Source organism: Pseudomonas sp. MM211, from assembly GCF_020386635.1.
Classification (GTDB): domain Bacteria; phylum Pseudomonadota; class Gammaproteobacteria; order Pseudomonadales; family Pseudomonadaceae; genus Aquipseudomonas.
In genome coordinates this window covers 857,392-875,540 of sequence record NZ_CP081942.1, presented here as the reverse complement: position 1 = coordinate 875,540, position 18,149 = coordinate 857,392, and the positions used below count along the sequence as shown (strand labels likewise).

The window sequence follows — 18,149 nt, the reverse complement described above, 5'->3', positions numbered from 1 at the left end:
TCACTTCACCAGCCATTCGTTCCAGCGGGTGGCGATGTCCGCCCCGTTCTTCGCCCAGTAGGCGTAGTCCAGGGTGATCTGATCGCTCACGTGCGCGGTGGGCAGATTCGGTGCCAGCACCGAGTCCAGACGCTGCACGCTGTCGACGTTGACCGGCGCGTAGGCGGTGAGGTTGGCGAAGTCGGCCTGGCCCTTGGCGCCGCTGGCGTGAGCCAGGAACTTCATGGCCGCGTCCTTGTTCTTGGCGCCCTTGGGGATGACCAGGAAGTCGGCCATGACCAGGTTCTGCTTCCAGCTTGCCGCCACGGGTGCGCCTTCTTCCTGCAAGGCATAGATGCGGCCGTTCCAGAACTGACCGATGCTCGCCTCGCCGGAAGCCAGGAGTTGCTGCGACTGTGCGCCGCCGCCCCACCAGACGATGTTTTTCTTGATGGTGTCGAGTTTCTTGAAGGCGCGATCCAGATCCAGCGGGTACAGCTTGTCGGCGGCAACGCCGTCAGCCAGCAGGGCCAGCTCGATCACGCCCGGGCTCGGCCACTTGTACAGCGCGCGTTTGCCGGGGTAGGTCGCGGTATCGAACAGTGCGCTCCAGTCTTCCGGCTTCTTGTTGCCGAGGCTGCCCTCGTTGTAGCCGAGCACGAAGGAGAAATAGAACGAGCCAACGCCGTGATCGGAGACGAAGCGCGGGTCGATCTTCTCACGCTCGATGACGCCGAAGTCCAGCGGCTCCAGCAGACCTTCGGCGGCGGCGCGCAGTGCGAAGTCGGCTTCCACGTCGACCACGTCCCACTGCACGTTGCCGCTTTCGACCATGGCCTTGAGCTTGCCGTAGTCGGTAGGGCCGTCCTGCACCACGGTGACGCCGCTGCTCTTGCTGAACGGATCTGCCCAGGCGGCCTTTTGCGCGTCCTGGGTGCTACCGCCCCAGCTCACGAAGTTGACGGTTTCGGCAGCGGCCGTGGTGGCGACTGCTGCACTCAGAATGCTCGCGGCGAGCACCGAGGTCACACCTTTGATAAACACCATCTTGCTTGCCCTCTTTGTTGTGTTTTTTCGCAAGCGAGCGTTGTGCCCGCTTAACCGGAGCAGTGGATCCAGGGGATCTGAATGGCGGCCAATATCGGTGCTGTCTTTGTGGTTTTCCCTCGCGGGGCACACGATAAACTGGCTGGCCTTAGGGATATCATATTATGGTATTCCAAACTTTCCGCAAGCGCTTTGCCACACTTCTTGTCTTGCTTGCGTGACCGGTCATCCGTGGTTTTCGATCACTCGAAGGGCACGGTCTCCACGACCTCAAGTTCATAGCCGGCAAGACCCGCGTACTTGAGCGGCGGGCCCAGGTGGCGCAGTTTGCCGACGCCGAGATCCTGCAGAATCTGTGCCCCGGTGCCGACCTCCGAATAGACCCTCGTCTGGCCGCGGTTGAACGGGCGCTGCGGCTGGGTCAGCTGTGGCACGCGCTCGAGCAGCGCCTGGGACGATTCGTGGTTGGCCAGCACCACGACGACGCCCTTGCCGTCGGCGGCGATGCGTTCCAGGGCAGCCCATAGCGTCCAGCTGCGCGGGCCGGTGTATTCGGCGCCTACCAGATCGCGCAGCGGATCGATGGCATGCACGCGCGCCAGGGTCGGCTCGTCATGGCGGATATCGCCCATCACCATGGCCATGTGCACGCCCCCGGCGATACGGTCTTCATAGGTGATCAGGCGGAACTCGCCGTGCACGGTGGGCAGCTCGCGTTCGCCGATGCGGGTAATCGTGTGCTCGGTGCTCAGGCGGTACTGGATGAGGTCGGCGATGGTGCCGATCCTGATGCCGTGGGACTGGGCGAAGGCCTCCAGCTGCGGGCGGCGCGCCATGCTGCCGTCCTCGTTCATGACTTCGACGATCACCGCCGCCGGGGTCAGGCCGGCCAGCCTGGCCAGATCGCAGCCCGCCTCGGTGTGGCCGGCGCGGGTCAGTACACCGCCTTCCTTGGCTCGCAGCGGGAATACATGGCCCGGCTGCACCAGGTCGGCCGCTGTCGCGCCGGGCGCAACGGCGGTGAGTACCGTGTGCGCCCGGTCGGCGGCGGAAATACCGGTGGTGATGCCGCTGGCGGCTTCGATGGAAACGGTGAAGGCGGTGGAAAACACGCTACCGTTACTCGGTACCATCTGCTCCAGGCCTAGACGCTGACAGTGCTCGTCGGTCAGGGTCAGGCAGATAAGCCCACGTGCTTCACGGGCCATGAAGTTGATCGCCTGAGGCGTGCAGAACTGCGCAGCGAGCAGCAGGTCGCCCTCGTTCTCGCGGTCTTCGTCATCGACCAACAGCACCATCTTGCCCTGGCGGAAGTCATCGATGAGTTCACGAATGGGATGGAAGGGCATGGCGGATCTCGTCGGCTGGGTTATTTTAAATTATGGTATACCGTAATACGAAATCAAATTAAAGGAGGTCAATCATGAAGGGTTACTGGATCGCGCACGTGGACGTCACCGACCCCGAGCGCTACGTGGAATACACCAAACGCGCCCCGGCGGCCTTCGCCGCCTTCGGTGGCAAGTTCCTGGCCCGTGGCGGTCGCTCCGAAGCCCAGGAAGGCCGTGCCACACCACAGCGTAGTGTGGTGATCGAATTCCCGTCGTACGACCAGGCTGTCGCCTGCTATCGCTCCGAGGCCTACCAGGAAGCCAGCAGCTACCGGGCCGGCGCAGCGCGCTCGGAAGTGATCATCGTCGAGGGCATGGAGCCCTGAGGGTTCTTGGATCATTGGTGGGCTAAAGCCCACCGTATGAAGTGCGCGGGCTGTAGGGGCTGTAGGGGCTGTAGGGTGGGCTTCAGCCCACCAAATCTGCTGAGTCTCAGCGGATGAAGTGCACCTTGCCGGTGTCGTCGCTGCCCATGTAGATCCCGTAGATGCCCGCTTCGCGTTCGGCGATGTAGCGTTCGAGAATCTGCCGGATGGCTGGGTAGTAGATCTGCTCCCAAGGGATGTCCTCGGGGGCGAAGAAGCGGCGGGCCAGGGTTTCACTGCCGAAGTAGCCGGTGTCGTGCAGCAGCCGGGCGCGGAAGATCAGGTACACCTCGCTGATTGAGGGCACGCTGAATACCGAATACGGGCAGAGGATTTCAGCGACCACGCCGGCTTCCTCGCGCACTTCACGCAGCGCCGCCTCTTCGGTGGTTTCGCCGTTTTCCATGAACCCTGCGGGCAGTGTCCAGGTGCCGATGCGCGGTGCGATGGCGCGTTGGCAGAGCAGATAGCGGCCATCCTGCTCGATGATGCAGCCGGTGATGATCTTCGGGTTTTCGTAATGGATATGCCCACAGCCAGCGCATATCAGCCGCGAATGGTCGTCGCCGGTCGGGCGGCGCCGTTCCAGCGTCGCGCCGCCGCATTGCTGACAGAAGCGCGGGCTGGGCATGTGGGTTAGCGCCCGATACGCGGGTCTTTCAGACCAATGGGGGCGACGATTTCACGCGCCTTGGCACCTTCCTGCTTGGCTTCCAGGTACTCCAGAGCGACCTTGGCCGCCGCACGCACGTGATCGACCGACGCCTGGTGAGCGGCCAGCGGATCGCCACTCTTGATCGCCTCGACCATGCGCTCCATTTCCTGATTGCTGGTGCTGCGCCGATTGGTCTGCGACACCGAGGTGGCGCGCAGATAGCTGATGCGCGCCTGCAACTGACGCAGCTGGGTGGCGGCGATGTCGTTGCCCGAGCCTTCCATCAGCACGTTGTAGAACTCCTGCACCGACTCCAGTACATCCGGCAGCTCGCCCTCTTCAAGAGTTTGGCGGTTGTTTTCCAGGGCGCGTTCCAGAGCACGGATGTCCTTGGCGCGGGCGCGCAGGGTGAACAGCTGGACGATCATGCCTTCCAGCACGCAGCGCAGTTCGTAGAGATCGCAGGCGTCTTCCAGGGTGATGATCGCCACGCGCGGGCCCTTGGCATCGGCGAACTCCACCAGGCCTTCTGACTCCAGATGGCGCAGCGCTTCGCGCACCGAGGTGCGGCTGACCCCCAGCCGATCGCACAGGTCGCGCTCCACCAGGCGGTCGCCGGGCAACAGCTGGAAATTCATGATGGCGCTGCGCAGCTTGTCCAGAACGATCTCCCGCAGGGTCACGGGATTGCGGTTGACCTTGAAGCTATCGTCGATCGGCTGGCGTTTCATGGTTAGGGCTCGAGTTATAGGTATGGGATCACTCAAACTATGCCTCGCCCTGCTGGGCCTCGGCATCCGCTTCGGCGAAAGCCTCACGGGCGATGCGGAAGCTGTCGACTGCGGCAGGCACACCGCAGTAGATGCCGACCTGAAGCAGAATCTCGCGAATCTGCTCGCGGCTGAGGCCGTTGCGCAGGGCGCCGCGAATGTGCAACTTCAGCTCGTGCGGGCGATTGAGCGCGGAAATCATGGCCAAGTTTATCATGCTGCGTTCCTGCATCGATAAGCCTTCACGCCCCCACACATGCCCCCAGCAGTATTCGGTGACCAGCTCCTGCAGCGGGCGGTTGAAGTCGTCGGCATTCTCCACCGAGCGCTTGACGTAATCCTCGCCCAGCACCTGGGTACGGATCTGCAGGCCCTTCTCGTACTTGTCGTTGCTCATGGTCGCTTTCCCGGTTTGATTCGCAGTAAGGCCGCTGTAAGGCAGAAGCAGCCGGTGGATGCAGAGCTTTCTTTGTGTAGGAGGGGCTTTAGCCGCGAGCTCTTTACGCCTAGCTAGGCAAAATCGAGGCTAAAGCCTCTCCCACAAAAGCTCTGCTCACCGGCCGCTTCCGCCACAACCCAGTCGCCTTAACCTCAAAGCCCACCCATCAAGGTGTATTTGATTTCCAGATAGTCGTCGATGCCGTAGTGCGAGCCTTCGCGGCCCAGGCCCGATGCCTTGATGCCGCCGAAAGGCGCCACTTCGGTGGAAATCAGCCCTTCGTTGATGCCGACCATGCCGTACTCCAACCCCTCGCTCATGCGCCAGGCGCGCCCCAGGTCGCGGGTGTAGCAATAGGCGGCCAGGCCGAATTCAGTGTCGTTGGCCATATGTAGCGCTTCGGCTTCGTCGCTGAAACGGAACACCGCGGCCAGCGGGCCGAAGGTTTCCTCGCGGGCGACCTTCATGCCGTTGGTGACCTCGGCCAGTACCGTGGGCTGATAGAAACCGTGGCCCAGCGCGTGACGCTCGCCGCCGCAGATCAGCCTGGCGCCTTTGCCCAGGGCATCAGCGACGTGATCGGCGACTTTATCCACAGCCCGATCGTTGATCAGTGGGCCTTGTTGCGCACCTTCGGTAAAACCATCGGCGACCCTCAGTTCGCGCACACGCTCGGCCAGGCGGGCGACGAAGGCGTCATGGATGCCGTCCTGCACCAGGAAGCGGTTCACGCACACGCAGGTCTGCCCGGCATTGCGAAATTTGGCGATCAGCGCGCCGTCCACCGCCCGCTCCAGATCGGCATCGTCGAAGACGATGAACGGCGCATTGCCGCCCAGTTCCAGGGAGACCTTCTTCAGGGTGCTGGCGCACTGCTGCATCAACAGCTTGCCGATCGGTGTGGAGCCGGTGAACGACAGCTTGCGCACCGTGGCGCTGGCGCACAGCTCGTTGCCGATGGCCACGGCGTCGCCGGTGATCACGTTGAAGATACCGGGCGGGATGCCCGCTTCCTCGGCGAGCACCGCCAGCGCCAGTGCGGAAAACGGCGTTTCCGGCGCCGGCTTGACGATGCACGGGCAGCCAGCGGCCAGCGCCGGGCCGACCTTGCGGGTGATCATCGCCGCCGGGAAATTCCACGGCGTGATCGCCGCAACCACGCCAATCGGCTCCTTGGTCACGACGATGCGTGCATCGGGCTTGTGGCTGGGAATGGTGTCGCCATAGATGCGCTTGGCTTCCTCGGCGAACCACTCGATGAAACTGGCCGCATAGAGGATTTCGCCCCTGGCTTCGGCCAATGGCTTGCCCTGTTCCAAGGTCAGGATCTCGGCCAGCGCGTCAGCGTTTTCCAGCATCAGCGCATGCCAGCGCTTGAGTACCGTACTGCGTTCCTTGGCGGTGCGCGCACGCCAGGCTGGCCAGGCAGCATTGGCGGCGGCGATGGCGCGCTGGGCTTCGCCGCTGCCCATGCCTGGCACCTTGCCGATCTCTTCGCCATTGGCTGGATTGAAGATGGACTGAGAGCTGCCGTCATCGGCAGCCAACCACTGGCCATCGAGGTAGGCGTGCTGACGAAACAGACGCGACGCTTCAGGTGTCATGGCGACTCCGAAATAAAACAGGCCGCGCTCGAGGGTGAGTGAACGCGGCCAAAAAGCTGGCTATTTACGGCGTGTCGGTCTGCAACTGCTACGACCGGCACGCGAAATCGCGGATTTGTCAGGCCAACGCCGGAAGGGCGCCGAGCTTGCCGCGGTGGTAGATCATCGGCACCGGGGCGACTTCAGGCAGGATCAGGTTTTTCACGGCGCCGACCATGATGGCGTGATCACCACCGTCGTACTCGCGCCACAGTTCGCACTCGATGATTGCGGCAGCGTTCTTCAGCAGCGGGTTGCCCTGTTCGCTCAATGTCCACTCGATGCCCGCGGCCTTGTCCTTGCCCTTGCCGGCGAAGGCATAGGCTTCGGCCTGTTGTTCGGCGGACAGCAGGTGAATGGCGAAGCGCTTGCTGTCGCGCAGCACCGGGTAAGAGTCGGAGCCGTAGTTGGGGCAAAACAGCACCAGCGCTGGGTCGATCGACAGCGCGCTGAAGGCGCTGGCAGTGATGCCGACGATGCCGCCATCCGGGCCCAGGGTGGTGACGATGGTCACGCCCGAGGGGAAGGCGGCCATGACGGATTTGTAGAGTCCGGGTTCGATCATTTGTGCTTTCCTCGATGCGCTCAGCGCATCACGAACGGGTCGGGCATCGGTGCTTGCGACAGGTTGATCCACACCGTTTTCAGTTCGGTGTAGGCGAGTACCGAGTCGATGCCGCTTTCACGGCCATAGCCGCTGTTCTTGAAGCCGCCGATCGGCGCCATGGCCGATACGGCACGGTAGGTGTTGACCCAGATGATGCCGGAACGCACGCCCTTGGCCATACGATGAGCGCGGCCCAAGTCGCGTGTCCAGATGCCGGCGGCAAGGCCGAACTGCGAGTCGTTGGCCATGGCCAGCGCTTCGGCTTCATCCTTGAAGCGGATGACCGAAGCCACCGGGCCGAAGACCTCTTCCTGCATGATGGTCATCGAATGGTCGTCGCATTCGAACAGGGTCGGCTCGTAATACCAGCCTTCGCCGTCGACCTGTGGGCGTTTGCCACCCAGGCGCAACGTCGCGCCTTCGGCGACGGCAGTGGCGACCAGACGCTCGACCACGGCCAGTTGCTGTGCGGTGGCCATGGGGCCCATCTCGCTGGCGTCGTCCTGCGGGTTGCCGATGCGGATGCGCTTGGCGCGTTCGACCAGGCGTTCAACGAATTCGTCGTAGATGCTGTCCTGCACCAACAGCCGCGACCCGGCCACGCAACTCTGCCCGGAGGCGGCGTAGATGCCGGCGACCACGCCATTCACGGCGCTGTCGAGATCAGCGTCGGCGAAGATGATGTTCGGCGACTTGCCACCCAACTCCAGCGACAGCTTGGCGAAGTTCTCCGCACTGGCGCGCACCACATGGCGTGCGGTGGCGGCGCCGCCGGTGAAGGCGATCTTGCGTACCAGCGGGTGACTGGTCAGCGCCGCGCCGGTGGTCGGCCCGTAGCCGGTGACCACGTTGACTACGCCGGCTGGGAAACCCGCTTCGAGTGCCAGGCGAGCCAGTTCGAGAATGGTCGCCGAGGCATGCTCCGAGGGCTTGAGCACCATGGTGTTGCCCGCTGCCAGTGCTGGCGCGAGCTTGATGGCCGTCAGGTACAGCGGGCTGTTCCAGGGAATGATCCCGGCCACCACGCCAATTGGCTCGTGGGTGGTGTAGGCGAACATGTCCGGCTTGTCGAGGGGCAGGGTGCCGCCTTCGAGCTTGTCGGCCAGGCCTGCGGTGTAGTGGAAGAACTCCGGCAGATAGCCGACCTGGCCGCGGGTTTCGCGGATCAGCTTGCCGTTGTCACGGCTCTCCAGCTGGGCCAGGGCTTCCTTGTTCTCGGCGATCAGGTCGCCGAGACGACGCAGCAGTTTGCCCCGTGCAGTGGCGCTCAGGTTGCGCCAGACCGGGTTGTCGAACGCTGCCTGAGCGGCCTGCACAGCGCGCTCGACGTCTTCGCCGGCAGCATCCGGAAGCACTGCCCAGGCCTGAGCGCGCGCCGGGTCGAGGCTCTCGAAGGTCTTGCCGGACTGCGCGTCGACCCACTGGCCGTCAATGCACATCTGATAGCGTGCGAGTGTCATGCGACGATCCCCTTTGCGGTGTTCTGCAGCTGGCTGGCTTCTCTGAGGAATTCCATCAGCATCTGGTTGACCAGGCGCGGCGATTCCACCGGCATCATATGCCGTTGTTCGGCCAGCACCACGGCCCTGGCGCCTGGAATGCACTGCGCCAGTTGTTCGGCCATCTGCGGTGTCGAGCCCGGATCGAGCTCACCGGTAGCGATCAGCGTCGGCACGCGGATATCAGCCAGATCGTCGGCGCGATACATGTCCTGAGTGGCGAACAGCGTATAGGTAGTCAGATAGCCCTGGGCATCGTTGCCGGCCAGGGTCTGGCGTATGGCGGCGATCTGTGCCGGGTTGGCAGCCTGGTACTCACGGCTGAACCAGCGCGACAGCGCGGCTTCGGCATTGGCGTCAGGGCCATGTTCGGCGGCCTGGGCCGTGCGCTCGATAACGCCTGCACGCTGTTCCAGGCTGCGGTTGAACACGCTGTTGAGTACCACCAGGGCGGCGATGCGCTGCGGGTAGTGCAGCGCGAAGGCGCGAGCGACTAAACCGCCCATGGAAAAGCCGATCACCGTGGCCTGCTGCTGACCGAGGTGATCGAGCAGTTCGCGCAACTGGTCGGCGTAACCGGCCAGGTCGGTGTCGATTGCCGGTCGCGGGCTATCGCCGTGGCCGAGCATGTCATAGACGATGACCTGGAAATGCTGGGCCAGGCCAACCACCTGGCCGCCCCACATGTCCTTGGTCAGGCCGACACCGTGGATCAACACCACGGGTTGGCCCTGGCCGATCACCCGGTAACTGGTGCCGGCGGGGGTACGTTCAGCGAGATGCCGAATCATGGCCTGCTCCCGATTACTGCGCCTTCTCGGCGGCCAGTTCTTCCAGATCGATGTAACGGTTACCGATGCGCGGGTGCAGGCGACCGCCATTGGCGGCACCCAGTACCACGACGATTTCGTCGGCACGCGGTGCATCTTCGATCTGCATTTCCAGGGTGATGTAGTGCGAGCGCAGGCCTTCATCGTCCTTGTGCATCATCGGAATCTGGATCGAAGTACCCGGGCCACCGCGCTTGTTGGTAAAGCTCAGGTAGCTCTTGGCCTTGACCGCTTCGCGGTAGTGATTGCCGAAGCGCAGGGTGTGGATAACGGCCGAGGCGTGCTCGATTTCACCATCGGCACCGACCACGGCAGCCTTGCCGTAGGCCTCGATCTTATCGGCACCGCCGATGGCGGCGATCAGGCGCGCGACCATCAGTTCACCCAGCTCGGAGCAGTTGGCCTTGATCACTGGCTTGAGGTCTTCGACGAAGCCGTTGCCAACCCACGGGTTCTTGATCACGACGGCCAGACCGACCATGGTGACCGGCTTGTCGGTGGCCTTGCCGCCTTCGATCAGGGTTTCTTCTACATAGCTGACGATCTTGCGAATCTCGAAACTCATGGCAGCTCCTTTGGCTGGTTGGTGTTGAGTATTATGGTATACCAGAATACGCAATATGCAAGCATCTCTGAACGTCAGGCACGGCGCCGCCTTGGCCGTAATCAGGGATGCGCCAATTGGGCAAAAAGGATTGTTTTTAGGCAGAGGAATGACTGAAGCCTAATGGCTCTCAGGCTTTACATGAGAGCCCAGCCTGGGCCGCTCCGCTGTCACTTCACTGAATATGCATTGGGCGCAGAGTGTCCTGCCGAGGCGTTCCCATGCGGAGAATGGGAACGATCCCTGTGTGTCTCAGCGCCAGTTGTGGCTGGCGCAGGCCACTGCATCATGGGCGTGCAGGCTTTCGGCGTGGGTGACCTGGATATGCAAGGCACTGATGTCGGGTGTAGCCAGTAGAGCGCTATGCAGGCGGCGTGCGGCGTCTTCGCAGAACATCAGGTTCTGACCGTTGGCCAGGGCGAAGGCCTGTTCATCGGCGCGTTTCACTGCAGTCTGTACGGCAGTACCGAGGGCAGCTTCCGCGCGCTCGAGCAGGTCGATGAAGGGCAGAGCGGTCGCATCGCTTTGCAAGCGAACGTGAATGTCGGCTTCGCTGCGCTGGCTGTGGGGCGTGGCGACGATACCCGCGCTGCTGCCGAGCCAGGCGTGCATCTCCTCGACATTCGGTTGGCGGTTGGCGAAATCTTCGCTGAAGCGCTGCTGGATAAGCTGCCGCGCCAAGGCTGCCGAGCAAGGGCAGGTCGATGAGTAGCTCAGCTGCAGCCTCAACTCCAAGTGCAGGCCGTCCGGGCCGAGGCGCGAGTGGATTGACAGCGGATAGGCCTTGTAGCCCGACAGCGGGCTGATCAGCGCAGGCCGCTGGATCAGCCAATCGCCGTACAGATCCAGATAGGCGTGCAGCGACAGCCTCTGGTGGCTGTCCAGAAAACGCTTCAGCACCCGCCGTAGCAAGACCGGTGACACGGGCTCCTGCTGCAGTTCGGCGAGGGCCAGGTAGAGGCGCGACATATGAATACCGCGCGTCTGGCCGTCGTCCAGGCTGACGCCGGCATCCACGCGGGCGTTGACGGCCTGCCCGTCGAGCTGCACCGGCAGGGCGATGCCGCGCATGCCCACCCAGTCGAGTGTGGCGGTGAAGTCGGTGCTGCGCTGGGCAGCTATATCGGGCAAGTTGCTTGGCTGGTTCATCGATTCCCCGGTAGGTAGTCTTACAATTTGGCTTTAAATGTTATGTTATAACAATTATAGTCAGCCTGTGAGATTGCCATGACCGTCGACGAACTGCTTGCCCTGCCGCCTCAGGCCTACATGAACGACGCTCAGCAGGATTTCTTCCGGAACCTGCTGGTTCAGCAGCGCCAGGAGTTGCAGGAGCGCATCGACGACGAGTTTGGCGCGCTGCGCGAGCAGGAGCGGCCCGCAGACGAGGCCGACATGGCCAGCCGTGAAGAGCAGCGGCAGTGGCAGCTGCGCCTGCTCGAACGGGAAAAGAAGCTGCTCGACAAGATCGACGAAGCCCTCGAGCGGCTAGCCCATGGCGAGTACGGCTGGTGCCGCGAAACCGGTGAGCCGATTGGCCTGCGTCGTCTGCTGCTGCGGCCCACGGCCAGCCTGTGTATCGAGGCGAAAGAGCGCGAAGAACAGCGCGAACGCCACAAACGCTCCGTGTAATGCCTGAAGCCCTGATGAGGAACCCGAGATGCCCAACCGTCTACCCGTAACCGTGCTGTCCGGCTTTCTTGGCGCCGGCAAGAGCACCCTGCTCAATCATGTGCTGAGAAATCGCGACGGCCTGCGCGTGGCGGTGATCGTCAATGACATGAGCGAAATCAACATCGATGGCAGCGAAGTGCAGCGCGATGTCAGCCTCAACCGCGCCGAAGAGAAGCTGGTGGAGATGAGCAATGGCTGCATCTGCTGCACCCTGCGAGAGGACTTGCTCGAGGAAGTCAGCAAGCTGGCTCGCGACGGACGCTTCGACTACCTGCTGATCGAGTCCACCGGTATCTCCGAGCCACTGCCGGTCGCCGAAACCTTCACCTTTCGTGACGAACAGGGGCAGAGCCTGGCCGATCTGGCGCGTCTCGATACTCTGGTCACGGTGGTCGATGGGGTGAATTTCCTGCCTGACTTCCAGGCTGCCCAGAGCCTGGCCAGCCGTGGCGAGACCCTTGGCGAGGAAGACGAGCGTTCGATCAGTGACCTGCTGATCGAACAGATCGAGTTCGCCGATGTGCTGCTGATCAGCAAGATCGACCTGATCAGCCAGGCCGAGCGCGAGGAGCTGACCGCCATCCTGCAACGCCTCAATACCCGCGCCAGGATCCTGCCGATGAGCATGGGTGCCGTGCCGCTCAAGGCGATTCTCGACACCGGCCTGTTCGACTTCGAACGCGCCGCCGAGTCGCCGGGCTGGCTCAAGGAAATGCGCGGCGAGCACGTGCCGGAAACCGAGGAATACGGCATCGCCTCCAGTGCCTACCGGGCACGTCGGCCGTTTCATCCGCAGCGTTTTTTCGACTTTCTCAACCGTGAGTGGGTCAACGGCCGGCTGCTGCGTTCCAAGGGCTTCTTCTGGTTGGCCAGCAAGTATCAGGAAGCGGGTAGCTGGTCCCAGGCCGGCGGCCTGATGCGCCACGGCCTGGCCGGGCGCTGGTGGCGTTTCGTGCCGAAGAGCCAATGGCCCCAGAATGAAGATGACCTCAAGGGCATCATTCGCCAGTGGGACGCCGCTAGCGGTGATTGCCGCCAGGAGCTGGTGTTCATCGGCCAGAATGTCGACTTCGCACGACTGCACGCTGAGCTGGACGACTGCCTGCTGAGCGATGCCGAGATGGCCACCGGCACTGAGGCCTGGAGCTTGTTGCCGGATCCGTTCGGCCCTTGGGTGGAGGCGGCATGATGCTCGCGTTCAAACACCGAGTAATGCCGCAGCAGGTCAGTGGTGAAGAGATCGACGTGCTCGGTGAGGCGTTGCGTGATGAGGTCAATCTGGCGGTCTGGCAGCGCAGGCTGCCGGAGCATCTTTCGGCATTTGCCAGCACCTTGCTGGCCCAGGGCGAGCCGCTGGCGCAATCGCTGTGCATCGACCTGAGCGACGCCTATGCTGAGCCAGCGTTGCCCGGCCTGCTCTCCGAGTACAGCGACATTCTTGGCCAGGCAGCTTTTCTTGCCGACGTGGCCTGGCTGATCCGCGCTTATGCCTTTCTGCTCGATGCTCGCAGCATCGGTTTGCGCCTGCGCGCGCTGGACGCTGCCATGTGTCCACGTTTTCATGTCGACAAGGTGCCGCTGCGGCTGATCACCAGCTACGCCGGCGTCGGGAGTCAGTGGCTGCGCGAGGGTGCAGTGTCACGTCAGCATCTCGGTGGGCCCCAGGCGCTGCCAGCGGAGAATGCCGTGGTCGAGCAGATAGGCTGCGGTCACGTGGCGCTGCTCAAGGGTGAGCGCTGGATCGGCAACGAAGGCCGTGGCCTGGTGCACCGTTCGCCGGCCTTGCCGGCGGGAGAGCGGCGCTTGTTGCTGACCCTGGACTGGCTGGCCTAAGAACCTGCTCAGGATCTGATGCGTGCCGGCCCTGCTGCGTTCAAACAGGCTCTAGCTCGCTAGACCGTGAACAGGTTTGAGCGCTGCCAATCTGCAGGCAAAAAAATGCTGCGCCTGGGCGCAGCGACATTGCAGCCGGGCCTGACCGACTGCGAAGAGAGGGTGTATTAACGCCGATAGAGATGACGATTGAGTGACGGCTCAGTAGGCCATCCACACGCCTTTGCTTTGCCGTTCGCAGAATGGCTTGAGGTAAGCGGCGTCGTTGGCCACGCCATAATAGTGAACGTCCTGCTGGTAGGGCGTGCCGCCCACCTTGGCGTTGCGGCACACGCCGAACGCGCCGGTGGGGCACTGCTCGACGAAGCTGACGTCGACCTTCTGGCCCTTGAGCTGTGGCTGACAGAAGCCGGTACGGAACAGATTCGGCGGGATGCTGCGGTTCTGCTGGCAAACCTTGACGTCCAGGCGCTCTGCCTGGCTGTGCACCACACAAGCTTCGCCCCAGGCCAGGCTGGACACACTACAGAACGCAAGCAGCAGCAAACGACGCATCGAACCAACTCCGGAAAATGTTGCGAAACTGTAGGGGCTATGGCGAGCTTATCGCAAGCTGCGCTTTTCCCTAAGGCCCTAACGTTGCACCATGGCGTCATGTTGAAACAGATACCCACCCACCTGATCGCCGGCCCGTTGGGCGCCGGCAAGACCAGCCTGATCCGTCAGTTGCTGGCGCAACGGCCTGCGCACGAGCGCTGGGCGGTGCTGATCAATGAGTTCGGGCAGATCGGCCTGGATGCCGCGTTACTGAATCGTGATGAGGACGGCCTGAGCTTCAGTGAGGTAGCCGGTGGCTGCCTGTGCTGCGTCAATGGCGTGCCCTTTCAGGTCGGCCTCGGCCGTCTGCTGCGCAAGGCCAAACCGGATCGTTTGTTTATCGAGCCTTCCGGCCTTGGGCATCCGCTGAATCTGCTGGAACAGCTGAGCCAGGCGCCTTGGGAGGGCGTGCTGGCCGTACAGCCATTGCTGATGGTGCTGGACGCCGCTGCTCTGGCTGCCGACGTGCCACTCGCTGATAGCCAGTGCGATGCTTTGCGCCATGCCGGGCTGCTGGTGCTGAACAAAAGCGAAGGGGTGGATGGCGCCGCGCGCGCTCGCATCGAGGAAAGGCTCCAGCAGGGGGTGTACTGGACGAGCCAGGGCGTATTGCCGTTCAGTCGTCTACCCATGGGCCCCGTGGCTGACGCTCTGGTTGGCAGCCGCTCTTTACCGGATGGCCCGCTACCCCCCGCGATGGTCTGGCACCGTGCCGAGGAGCCGATCTGTCTGATTCAGGATCAGCCCGAGGGCTGGAGCATCGGCTGGAGCATCGGCTGGCGCTGGCACCCCAGCCAGTGTTTCGATCTGCTGCGGGTGCAGCAGTGGCTAACGACACTGCCGTGGCGGCGCGCCAAGCTGGTGCTGCAGACCAACGCTGGCTGGCTGTCAGCCAATGCCCTGGAGGGACAACCTTTGCATTGGCAGAACAGCGAGTGGCGCAAGGATTCGCGGCTGGAACTGATCTTCAGCAGCCCGCAAGACGAGGCCTTGTTGCGCACGGGAATGGCTGCCTGCCGAATGGGTTGAGGGCTGTTTCAGTCCCGCGTGGACGGATGGTCGCGACGCCATTGCTGCAACTCGATCACCTGACCAGACTGCCTGGGTGCGGGTGCGGGTGCGGGTGTCGGAGGCAATACTGCCGGCGGCTCGCGGAACGGATAGGGATCCAGCTCGATACTGCCCAAGTGCGCGCCGAACATGACGATGCGGCCAGCATGGCGCTGCTCGCCAGTGACCGTAAACTCGAAGCCGTAGACCCGGGCAAAGCGTCGGTTGCCGCGGCCATCACGCACGATGCCGAAACGCTGGAAGGCGACGTTGCCGTCGAGCAGTTCGATATCCAGCTTGCCGCAGTGCTGCTTGACCAGCGTCAGCGCACGCTCACGAATGCCGTGGCCATGCCATAGCCAGGCGGCGGCAGCGGCCAGAAGCATAAGGATGAAGAGGTTGCCGAGGGTCAACATGGTGCACGGGCTCGGGACAGTGAGCGCTCAGCTTACCCGATCTACCGTGACAGTTGCCGCCCACGAATCGGCTGATTTATCGCGCTGTGCCCATTGCCTCATTTTCTGGGGCAAGAGGGCTGGAGCGGTCGCCGGCGAGGGCTCCTAAAGTGCGCCGGATTCGTAGGAGCCCGCTTGCGGGCGATGCAATAGCGTTCGTTCTGCAAAATTGCCGCGTGGCTGCCAATCGCCGGCAAGGGCTAGGCGCCCCCTCGGCTCCTACGCGATCGTGTGGATACCAGAGCCCGTGTAGGAGCCCGCTTGCGGGCGATTGGCGATATCGCGGCCGACCTACTGCGCGATCGGCGCCGGTGCCTGCAGCCCCAGGCGCTCGAACATCACCCGGGCGATTTCCCGTTCACCCATCACCACCAGGTCGGCGTTGTGCTCGCGCAGGTAATCGACTTCATCGTCAAAGTGGGCGCGGGCAATGATATCCAACCCGGCATTCGCCTGACGGCCATGCAGAGCGATCTGCCCGGCCTCCAGGCTGTTGGGGATGGCGATCATCAGCCAGCGCGCCTGGGCGACGTTGGCCAGTTCCAGTACATGGGTGCTGGCGGCGTTGCCGAGCACCACGCTGAAGCCTTCTTCACGCAGTTCCTGGGCGCGGGTTCGGTTGTCGTCGATGATCACCAACGGCACGCCTTCGTCACGCAGGCGCTTGCTGATTCGGCTGCCGACACGGCCGTGACCGATGAGAATGGCGTGGCCGACTTCGCTGATCGGGTGCAGGTCGTTGTCTTCGCTGTCCGCGGCGCTGACCTGATCGGCCGGCGTGGTGTGCTCGCGGCGATCCAGCCATGGCTGCAGGCGGTCGATCAGCAGGAACAGCAGCGGGTTGCAGAGGATCGACAGGATCGCGCCGGCCAGCACCAGGTCGCGGCCCGCTTCCGGCACCAGATTCAGGCCGATGCCCAGGCCGATCAGGATGAACGAAAACTCACCGATCTGCGCCAGGCTCACCGAAATGGTCAGCGCGGTGCTCAGCGGTTTGCGGAACGCCAGCACGATCAACATCGCCGCCAGGGATTTACCGAACACGATGACCAGGAAGGTACCCAGCACCAGCAGTGGCTGCTCGAGCAGGATCGACGGATTGAACAGCATGCCCACCGACACGAAGAACAGCACCGCGAAGGCATCACGCAGCGGCAGCGAGTCTTCGGCTGCCTTGTGGCTGTATTCGGACTCGTTGAGGATCATCCCGGCGAAGAAGGCGCCAAGGGCGAAGGACACCCCGAACAGCTGCGCCGAGCCGTAGGCGATGCCCATGGCGATGGCCAGCACGGCCAGGGTGAACAGCTCGCGCGAACCGGTGCCAGCGCTGCGCTCCAGCAACCAGGGAATGACCCGGCGCCCGACCACGACCATCAGCGCGACGAACGCGGTGACCTTGCCTAGGGTGATCAGCAACTGCATGCCGATGCTGCTGGAACCGTCGCCCTGAGGAATGCCGCCGAGCACGCCGGACAGCGCTGGCAACAGTACCAGGGCCAGCACCATCACCAGGTCTTCGACGATCAGCCAGCCCACGGCGATCTTGCCGCGGCGGGTATCGATCAACTGGCGCTCTTCGAGGGCGCGTAGCAGTACCACGGTACTGGCCACCGACAGTGCCAGGCCGAACACCAGGCCGGCGCCCCAACTCCAGCCCATCGCCCAGGACAGGCCCATGCCCATCACCGTGGCCACGGCGATCTGCACCACGGCGCCGGGAATGGCGATGTGTTTGACCGACATCAGGTCTTTCAGGGAGAAGTGCAGGCCCACGCCGAACATCAGCAGGATCACGCCGATCTCGGAGATTTCGTGGGACAGCTCCTTGTCGGCAACGAAGCCGGGAGTGAAGGGGCCGACGATCACGCCAGCGATCAGATAGCCTACCAGTGGCGACAGGCGCAGGCGGTTGGCCAGGCTGCCGAACAGGTAGGCCAGCACGAAGCCGGCGGCGATTGTCGCAATCAGGGGTGTGTGGTGAGGCATGCGTTCTCCCTATGAACAGAAGGGCCTGGCATGCCTGCACTGCAGGGGGATACAGCGCAGAACAGCGTAGCGGCCAAGGTCGGATTGCCCGACCGTAAAGACCGATAGTTTATATTAAAATATTGTTTATAACTAAAAGGTCTTTATACAAAATGTGTCTGCAGTCTGCCTGCGCGCTGTAAGCCGCGTCATGCCTCGCCTTTGAGCGCGCGGTAGCGGTTTTCCAGCTCCTGACGAATCTCGCGGCGCTGTTGGCCCTGTTCGAAACGCCGTTGCTCCTCCGAGGTCTGAGGTTGACGGGGCGGCACTTCGGTGGATTTACCGTTTTCGTCGACTGCCACCATGGTGAAGAAGCAGCTGTTGGTATGGCGCACCGAGCGCTCGCGGATGTTTTCGGTGACTACCTTGATGCCGACTTCCATGGAGGTGCGTCCGGTGTAGTTGACCGAGGCCAGAAAGGTCACCAGCTCGCCGACGTGCACCGGTTCGCGAAATGTCACCTGATCCACTGATAGGGTTACCACGTAGCGACCGGCATAGCGGCTGGCGCAGGCGTAGGCCACTTCGTCGAGATACTTGAGCAGCGTGCCGCCGTGTACATTGCCGGAGAAGTTGGCCATGTCCGGGGTCATCAGAACGGTCATCGTCAGTTGGGCGTTTCCGGGTTCCATAGTGTCTGGCTCATCAGGTTGAGGGGGCGCAATTGTCCGCGATGGGTAAGGCGC

The 18,149-nt window shown here is 63.1% G+C and carries 20 protein-coding genes; 5 read left to right on the top strand and 15 right to left on the bottom strand.

Annotation, left to right across the window (positions count from 1 at the left end; genetic code table 11):
* The gene (locus K5Q02_RS03900) at positions 1-1,026 is read right to left on the bottom strand and encodes an ABC transporter substrate-binding protein (protein WP_225836562.1); all 1,026 of its coding nucleotides are present in this window, start codon (positions 1,024-1,026) and stop codon (positions 1-3) included.
* A 242-nt stretch (positions 1,027-1,268) separates the two neighbouring features.
* Positions 1,269-2,375, bottom strand: coding sequence for a bifunctional 3,4-dihydroxy-2-butanone-4-phosphate synthase/GTP cyclohydrolase II (ribBA, locus tag K5Q02_RS03895; protein ID WP_225836560.1), 1,107 nt, complete (start codon positions 2,373-2,375; stop codon positions 1,269-1,271).
* Between the two features lie 74 nt (positions 2,376-2,449).
* Between ribBA and K5Q02_RS03890 the strand changes: the two genes are divergently transcribed.
* Positions 2,450-2,743, top strand: coding sequence for a DUF1330 domain-containing protein (locus K5Q02_RS03890; RefSeq protein ID WP_225836558.1), 294 nt, complete (start codon positions 2,450-2,452; stop codon positions 2,741-2,743).
* A gap of 106 nt (positions 2,744-2,849) precedes the next feature.
* On the opposite strand, the gene K5Q02_RS03885 is transcribed toward K5Q02_RS03890, so the two are convergent.
* From K5Q02_RS03885 to folE2, 9 genes are all read right to left on the bottom strand, one after another.
* Complete coding sequence (locus K5Q02_RS03885; RefSeq protein WP_225836556.1) at positions 2,850-3,413, bottom strand: NUDIX hydrolase; 564 nt, start codon at positions 3,411-3,413, stop codon at positions 2,850-2,852.
* Between the two features lie 5 nt (positions 3,414-3,418).
* Positions 3,419-4,168 (bottom strand): GntR family transcriptional regulator, encoded by a 750-nt coding sequence (locus K5Q02_RS03880; protein WP_225836554.1) that lies wholly within the window; start codon positions 4,166-4,168, stop codon positions 3,419-3,421.
* A 37-nt stretch (positions 4,169-4,205) separates the two neighbouring features.
* Entirely contained in the window at positions 4,206-4,604 is a 399-nt protein-coding gene (locus K5Q02_RS03875; protein ID WP_225836552.1) for a carboxymuconolactone decarboxylase family protein, read from the bottom strand.
* Between the two features lie 194 nt (positions 4,605-4,798).
* Positions 4,799-6,250, bottom strand: a complete 1,452-nt coding sequence (locus K5Q02_RS03870) for an NAD-dependent succinate-semialdehyde dehydrogenase (RefSeq protein ID WP_225836551.1) — start codon at positions 6,248-6,250, stop codon at positions 4,799-4,801.
* Between the two features lie 118 nt (positions 6,251-6,368).
* Positions 6,369-6,854, bottom strand: a complete 486-nt coding sequence (locus K5Q02_RS03865; protein WP_042553432.1) for a flavin reductase family protein — start codon at positions 6,852-6,854, stop codon at positions 6,369-6,371.
* Positions 6,855-6,874: 20 nt separating this feature from the next.
* On the bottom strand, positions 6,875-8,356 hold the full coding sequence (locus tag K5Q02_RS03860) for an aldehyde dehydrogenase (protein WP_225836550.1): 1,482 nt from the start codon (positions 8,354-8,356) through the stop codon (positions 6,875-6,877).
* Entirely contained in the window at positions 8,353-9,186 is an 834-nt protein-coding gene (locus K5Q02_RS03855) for an alpha/beta fold hydrolase (protein WP_225836548.1), read from the bottom strand. Before K5Q02_RS03855 ends, K5Q02_RS03860 begins: the two co-directional genes overlap by 4 nt.
* Before the next feature lie 13 nt (positions 9,187-9,199).
* Positions 9,200-9,790 (bottom strand): amino acid synthesis family protein, encoded by a 591-nt coding sequence (locus tag K5Q02_RS03850; protein WP_225836545.1) that lies wholly within the window; start codon positions 9,788-9,790, stop codon positions 9,200-9,202.
* Between the two features lie 291 nt (positions 9,791-10,081).
* Complete coding sequence (gene folE2 / locus K5Q02_RS03845) at positions 10,082-10,978, bottom strand: GTP cyclohydrolase FolE2 (RefSeq protein ID WP_225836543.1); 897 nt, start codon at positions 10,976-10,978, stop codon at positions 10,082-10,084.
* A gap of 78 nt (positions 10,979-11,056) precedes the next feature.
* Between folE2 and dksA the strand changes: the two genes are divergently transcribed.
* Genes dksA through K5Q02_RS03830 form a run of 3 tightly spaced genes read left to right on the top strand, consistent with a single transcriptional unit; the run spans position 11,057 to position 13,336 of the window.
* Entirely contained in the window at positions 11,057-11,461 is a 405-nt protein-coding gene (gene dksA, locus K5Q02_RS03840; RefSeq protein WP_225836541.1) for an RNA polymerase-binding protein DksA, read from the top strand.
* Positions 11,462-11,489: 28 nt separating this feature from the next.
* Positions 11,490-12,692, top strand: a complete 1,203-nt coding sequence (gene zigA, locus K5Q02_RS03835; protein WP_225836540.1) for a zinc metallochaperone GTPase ZigA — start codon at positions 11,490-11,492, stop codon at positions 12,690-12,692.
* Entirely contained in the window at positions 12,692-13,336 is a 645-nt protein-coding gene (locus K5Q02_RS03830) for a DUF1826 domain-containing protein (protein ID WP_225839560.1), read from the top strand. Before zigA ends, K5Q02_RS03830 begins: the two co-directional genes overlap by 1 nt.
* Before the next feature lie 201 nt (positions 13,337-13,537).
* Here K5Q02_RS03830 and K5Q02_RS03825 read toward each other — a convergent pair whose 3' ends face one another.
* On the bottom strand, positions 13,538-13,891 hold the full coding sequence (locus K5Q02_RS03825) for an NADH:ubiquinone oxidoreductase (RefSeq protein WP_225836538.1): 354 nt from the start codon (positions 13,889-13,891) through the stop codon (positions 13,538-13,540).
* 99 nt (positions 13,892-13,990) lie between these two features.
* On the opposite strand from K5Q02_RS03825, the gene K5Q02_RS03820 reads away from it, so the two are divergent.
* Positions 13,991-14,962, top strand: a complete 972-nt coding sequence (locus K5Q02_RS03820) for a CobW family GTP-binding protein (protein ID WP_225836536.1) — start codon at positions 13,991-13,993, stop codon at positions 14,960-14,962.
* Positions 14,963-14,970: 8 nt separating this feature from the next.
* Here K5Q02_RS03820 and K5Q02_RS03815 read toward each other — a convergent pair whose 3' ends face one another.
* From K5Q02_RS03815 to K5Q02_RS03805, 3 genes are all read right to left on the bottom strand, one after another.
* A complete protein-coding gene (locus K5Q02_RS03815; protein ID WP_225836534.1) occupies positions 14,971-15,399 on the bottom strand; it encodes a DUF3301 domain-containing protein in 429 nt (142 codons plus the stop codon).
* A 330-nt stretch (positions 15,400-15,729) separates the two neighbouring features.
* Complete coding sequence (ybaL, locus tag K5Q02_RS03810) at positions 15,730-17,424, bottom strand: YbaL family putative K(+) efflux transporter (protein WP_225836533.1); 1,695 nt, start codon at positions 17,422-17,424, stop codon at positions 15,730-15,732.
* A 188-nt stretch (positions 17,425-17,612) separates the two neighbouring features.
* A complete protein-coding gene (locus K5Q02_RS03805) occupies positions 17,613-18,095 on the bottom strand; it encodes an acyl-CoA thioesterase (protein ID WP_225836531.1) in 483 nt (160 codons plus the stop codon).
* Between the last annotated feature and the right edge of the window lie 54 nt (positions 18,096-18,149).

Excerpts from the sequence above, each read along its gene's own strand:
- K5Q02_RS03875 (WP_225836552.1), bottom strand. The coding sequence starts at position 4,604 with ATGAGCAACGACAAGTACGAGAAGGGCCTGCAGATCCGTACCCAGGTG.
- K5Q02_RS03880 (WP_225836554.1), bottom strand. The coding sequence starts at position 4,168 with ATGAAACGCCAGCCGATCGACGATAGCTTCAAGGTCAACCGCAATCCC.
- K5Q02_RS03830 (WP_225839560.1), top strand. The coding sequence starts at position 12,692 with ATGCTCGCGTTCAAACACCGAGTAATGCCGCAGCAGGTCAGTGGTGAA.
- ribBA (WP_225836560.1), bottom strand. The coding sequence starts at position 2,375 with ATGCCCTTCCATCCCATTCGTGAACTCATCGATGACTTCCGCCAGGGC.
- K5Q02_RS03865 (WP_042553432.1), bottom strand. The coding sequence starts at position 6,854 with ATGATCGAACCCGGACTCTACAAATCCGTCATGGCCGCCTTCCCCTCG.
- dksA (WP_225836541.1), top strand. The coding sequence starts at position 11,057 with ATGACCGTCGACGAACTGCTTGCCCTGCCGCCTCAGGCCTACATGAAC.
- zigA (WP_225836540.1), top strand. The coding sequence starts at position 11,490 with ATGCCCAACCGTCTACCCGTAACCGTGCTGTCCGGCTTTCTTGGCGCC.
- K5Q02_RS03890 (WP_225836558.1), top strand. The coding sequence starts at position 2,450 with ATGAAGGGTTACTGGATCGCGCACGTGGACGTCACCGACCCCGAGCGC.
- K5Q02_RS03850 (WP_225836545.1), bottom strand. The coding sequence starts at position 9,790 with ATGAGTTTCGAGATTCGCAAGATCGTCAGCTATGTAGAAGAAACCCTG.
- ybaL (WP_225836533.1), bottom strand. The coding sequence starts at position 17,424 with ATGCCTCACCACACACCCCTGATTGCGACAATCGCCGCCGGCTTCGTG.
- K5Q02_RS03825 (WP_225836538.1), bottom strand. The coding sequence starts at position 13,891 with ATGCGTCGTTTGCTGCTGCTTGCGTTCTGTAGTGTGTCCAGCCTGGCC.
- K5Q02_RS03900 (WP_225836562.1), bottom strand. The coding sequence starts at position 1,026 with ATGGTGTTTATCAAAGGTGTGACCTCGGTGCTCGCCGCGAGCATTCTG.
- K5Q02_RS03815 (WP_225836534.1), bottom strand. The coding sequence starts at position 15,399 with ATGTTGACCCTCGGCAACCTCTTCATCCTTATGCTTCTGGCCGCTGCC.
- K5Q02_RS03820 (WP_225836536.1), top strand. The coding sequence starts at position 13,991 with ATGTTGAAACAGATACCCACCCACCTGATCGCCGGCCCGTTGGGCGCC.
- K5Q02_RS03870 (WP_225836551.1), bottom strand. The coding sequence starts at position 6,250 with ATGACACCTGAAGCGTCGCGTCTGTTTCGTCAGCACGCCTACCTCGAT.
- K5Q02_RS03860 (WP_225836550.1), bottom strand. The coding sequence starts at position 8,356 with ATGACACTCGCACGCTATCAGATGTGCATTGACGGCCAGTGGGTCGAC.
- folE2 (WP_225836543.1), bottom strand. The coding sequence starts at position 10,978 with ATGAACCAGCCAAGCAACTTGCCCGATATAGCTGCCCAGCGCAGCACC.
- K5Q02_RS03805 (WP_225836531.1), bottom strand. The coding sequence starts at position 18,095 with ATGGAACCCGGAAACGCCCAACTGACGATGACCGTTCTGATGACCCCG.
- K5Q02_RS03855 (WP_225836548.1), bottom strand. The coding sequence starts at position 9,186 with ATGATTCGGCATCTCGCTGAACGTACCCCCGCCGGCACCAGTTACCGG.
- K5Q02_RS03885 (WP_225836556.1), bottom strand. The coding sequence starts at position 3,413 with ATGCCCAGCCCGCGCTTCTGTCAGCAATGCGGCGGCGCGACGCTGGAA.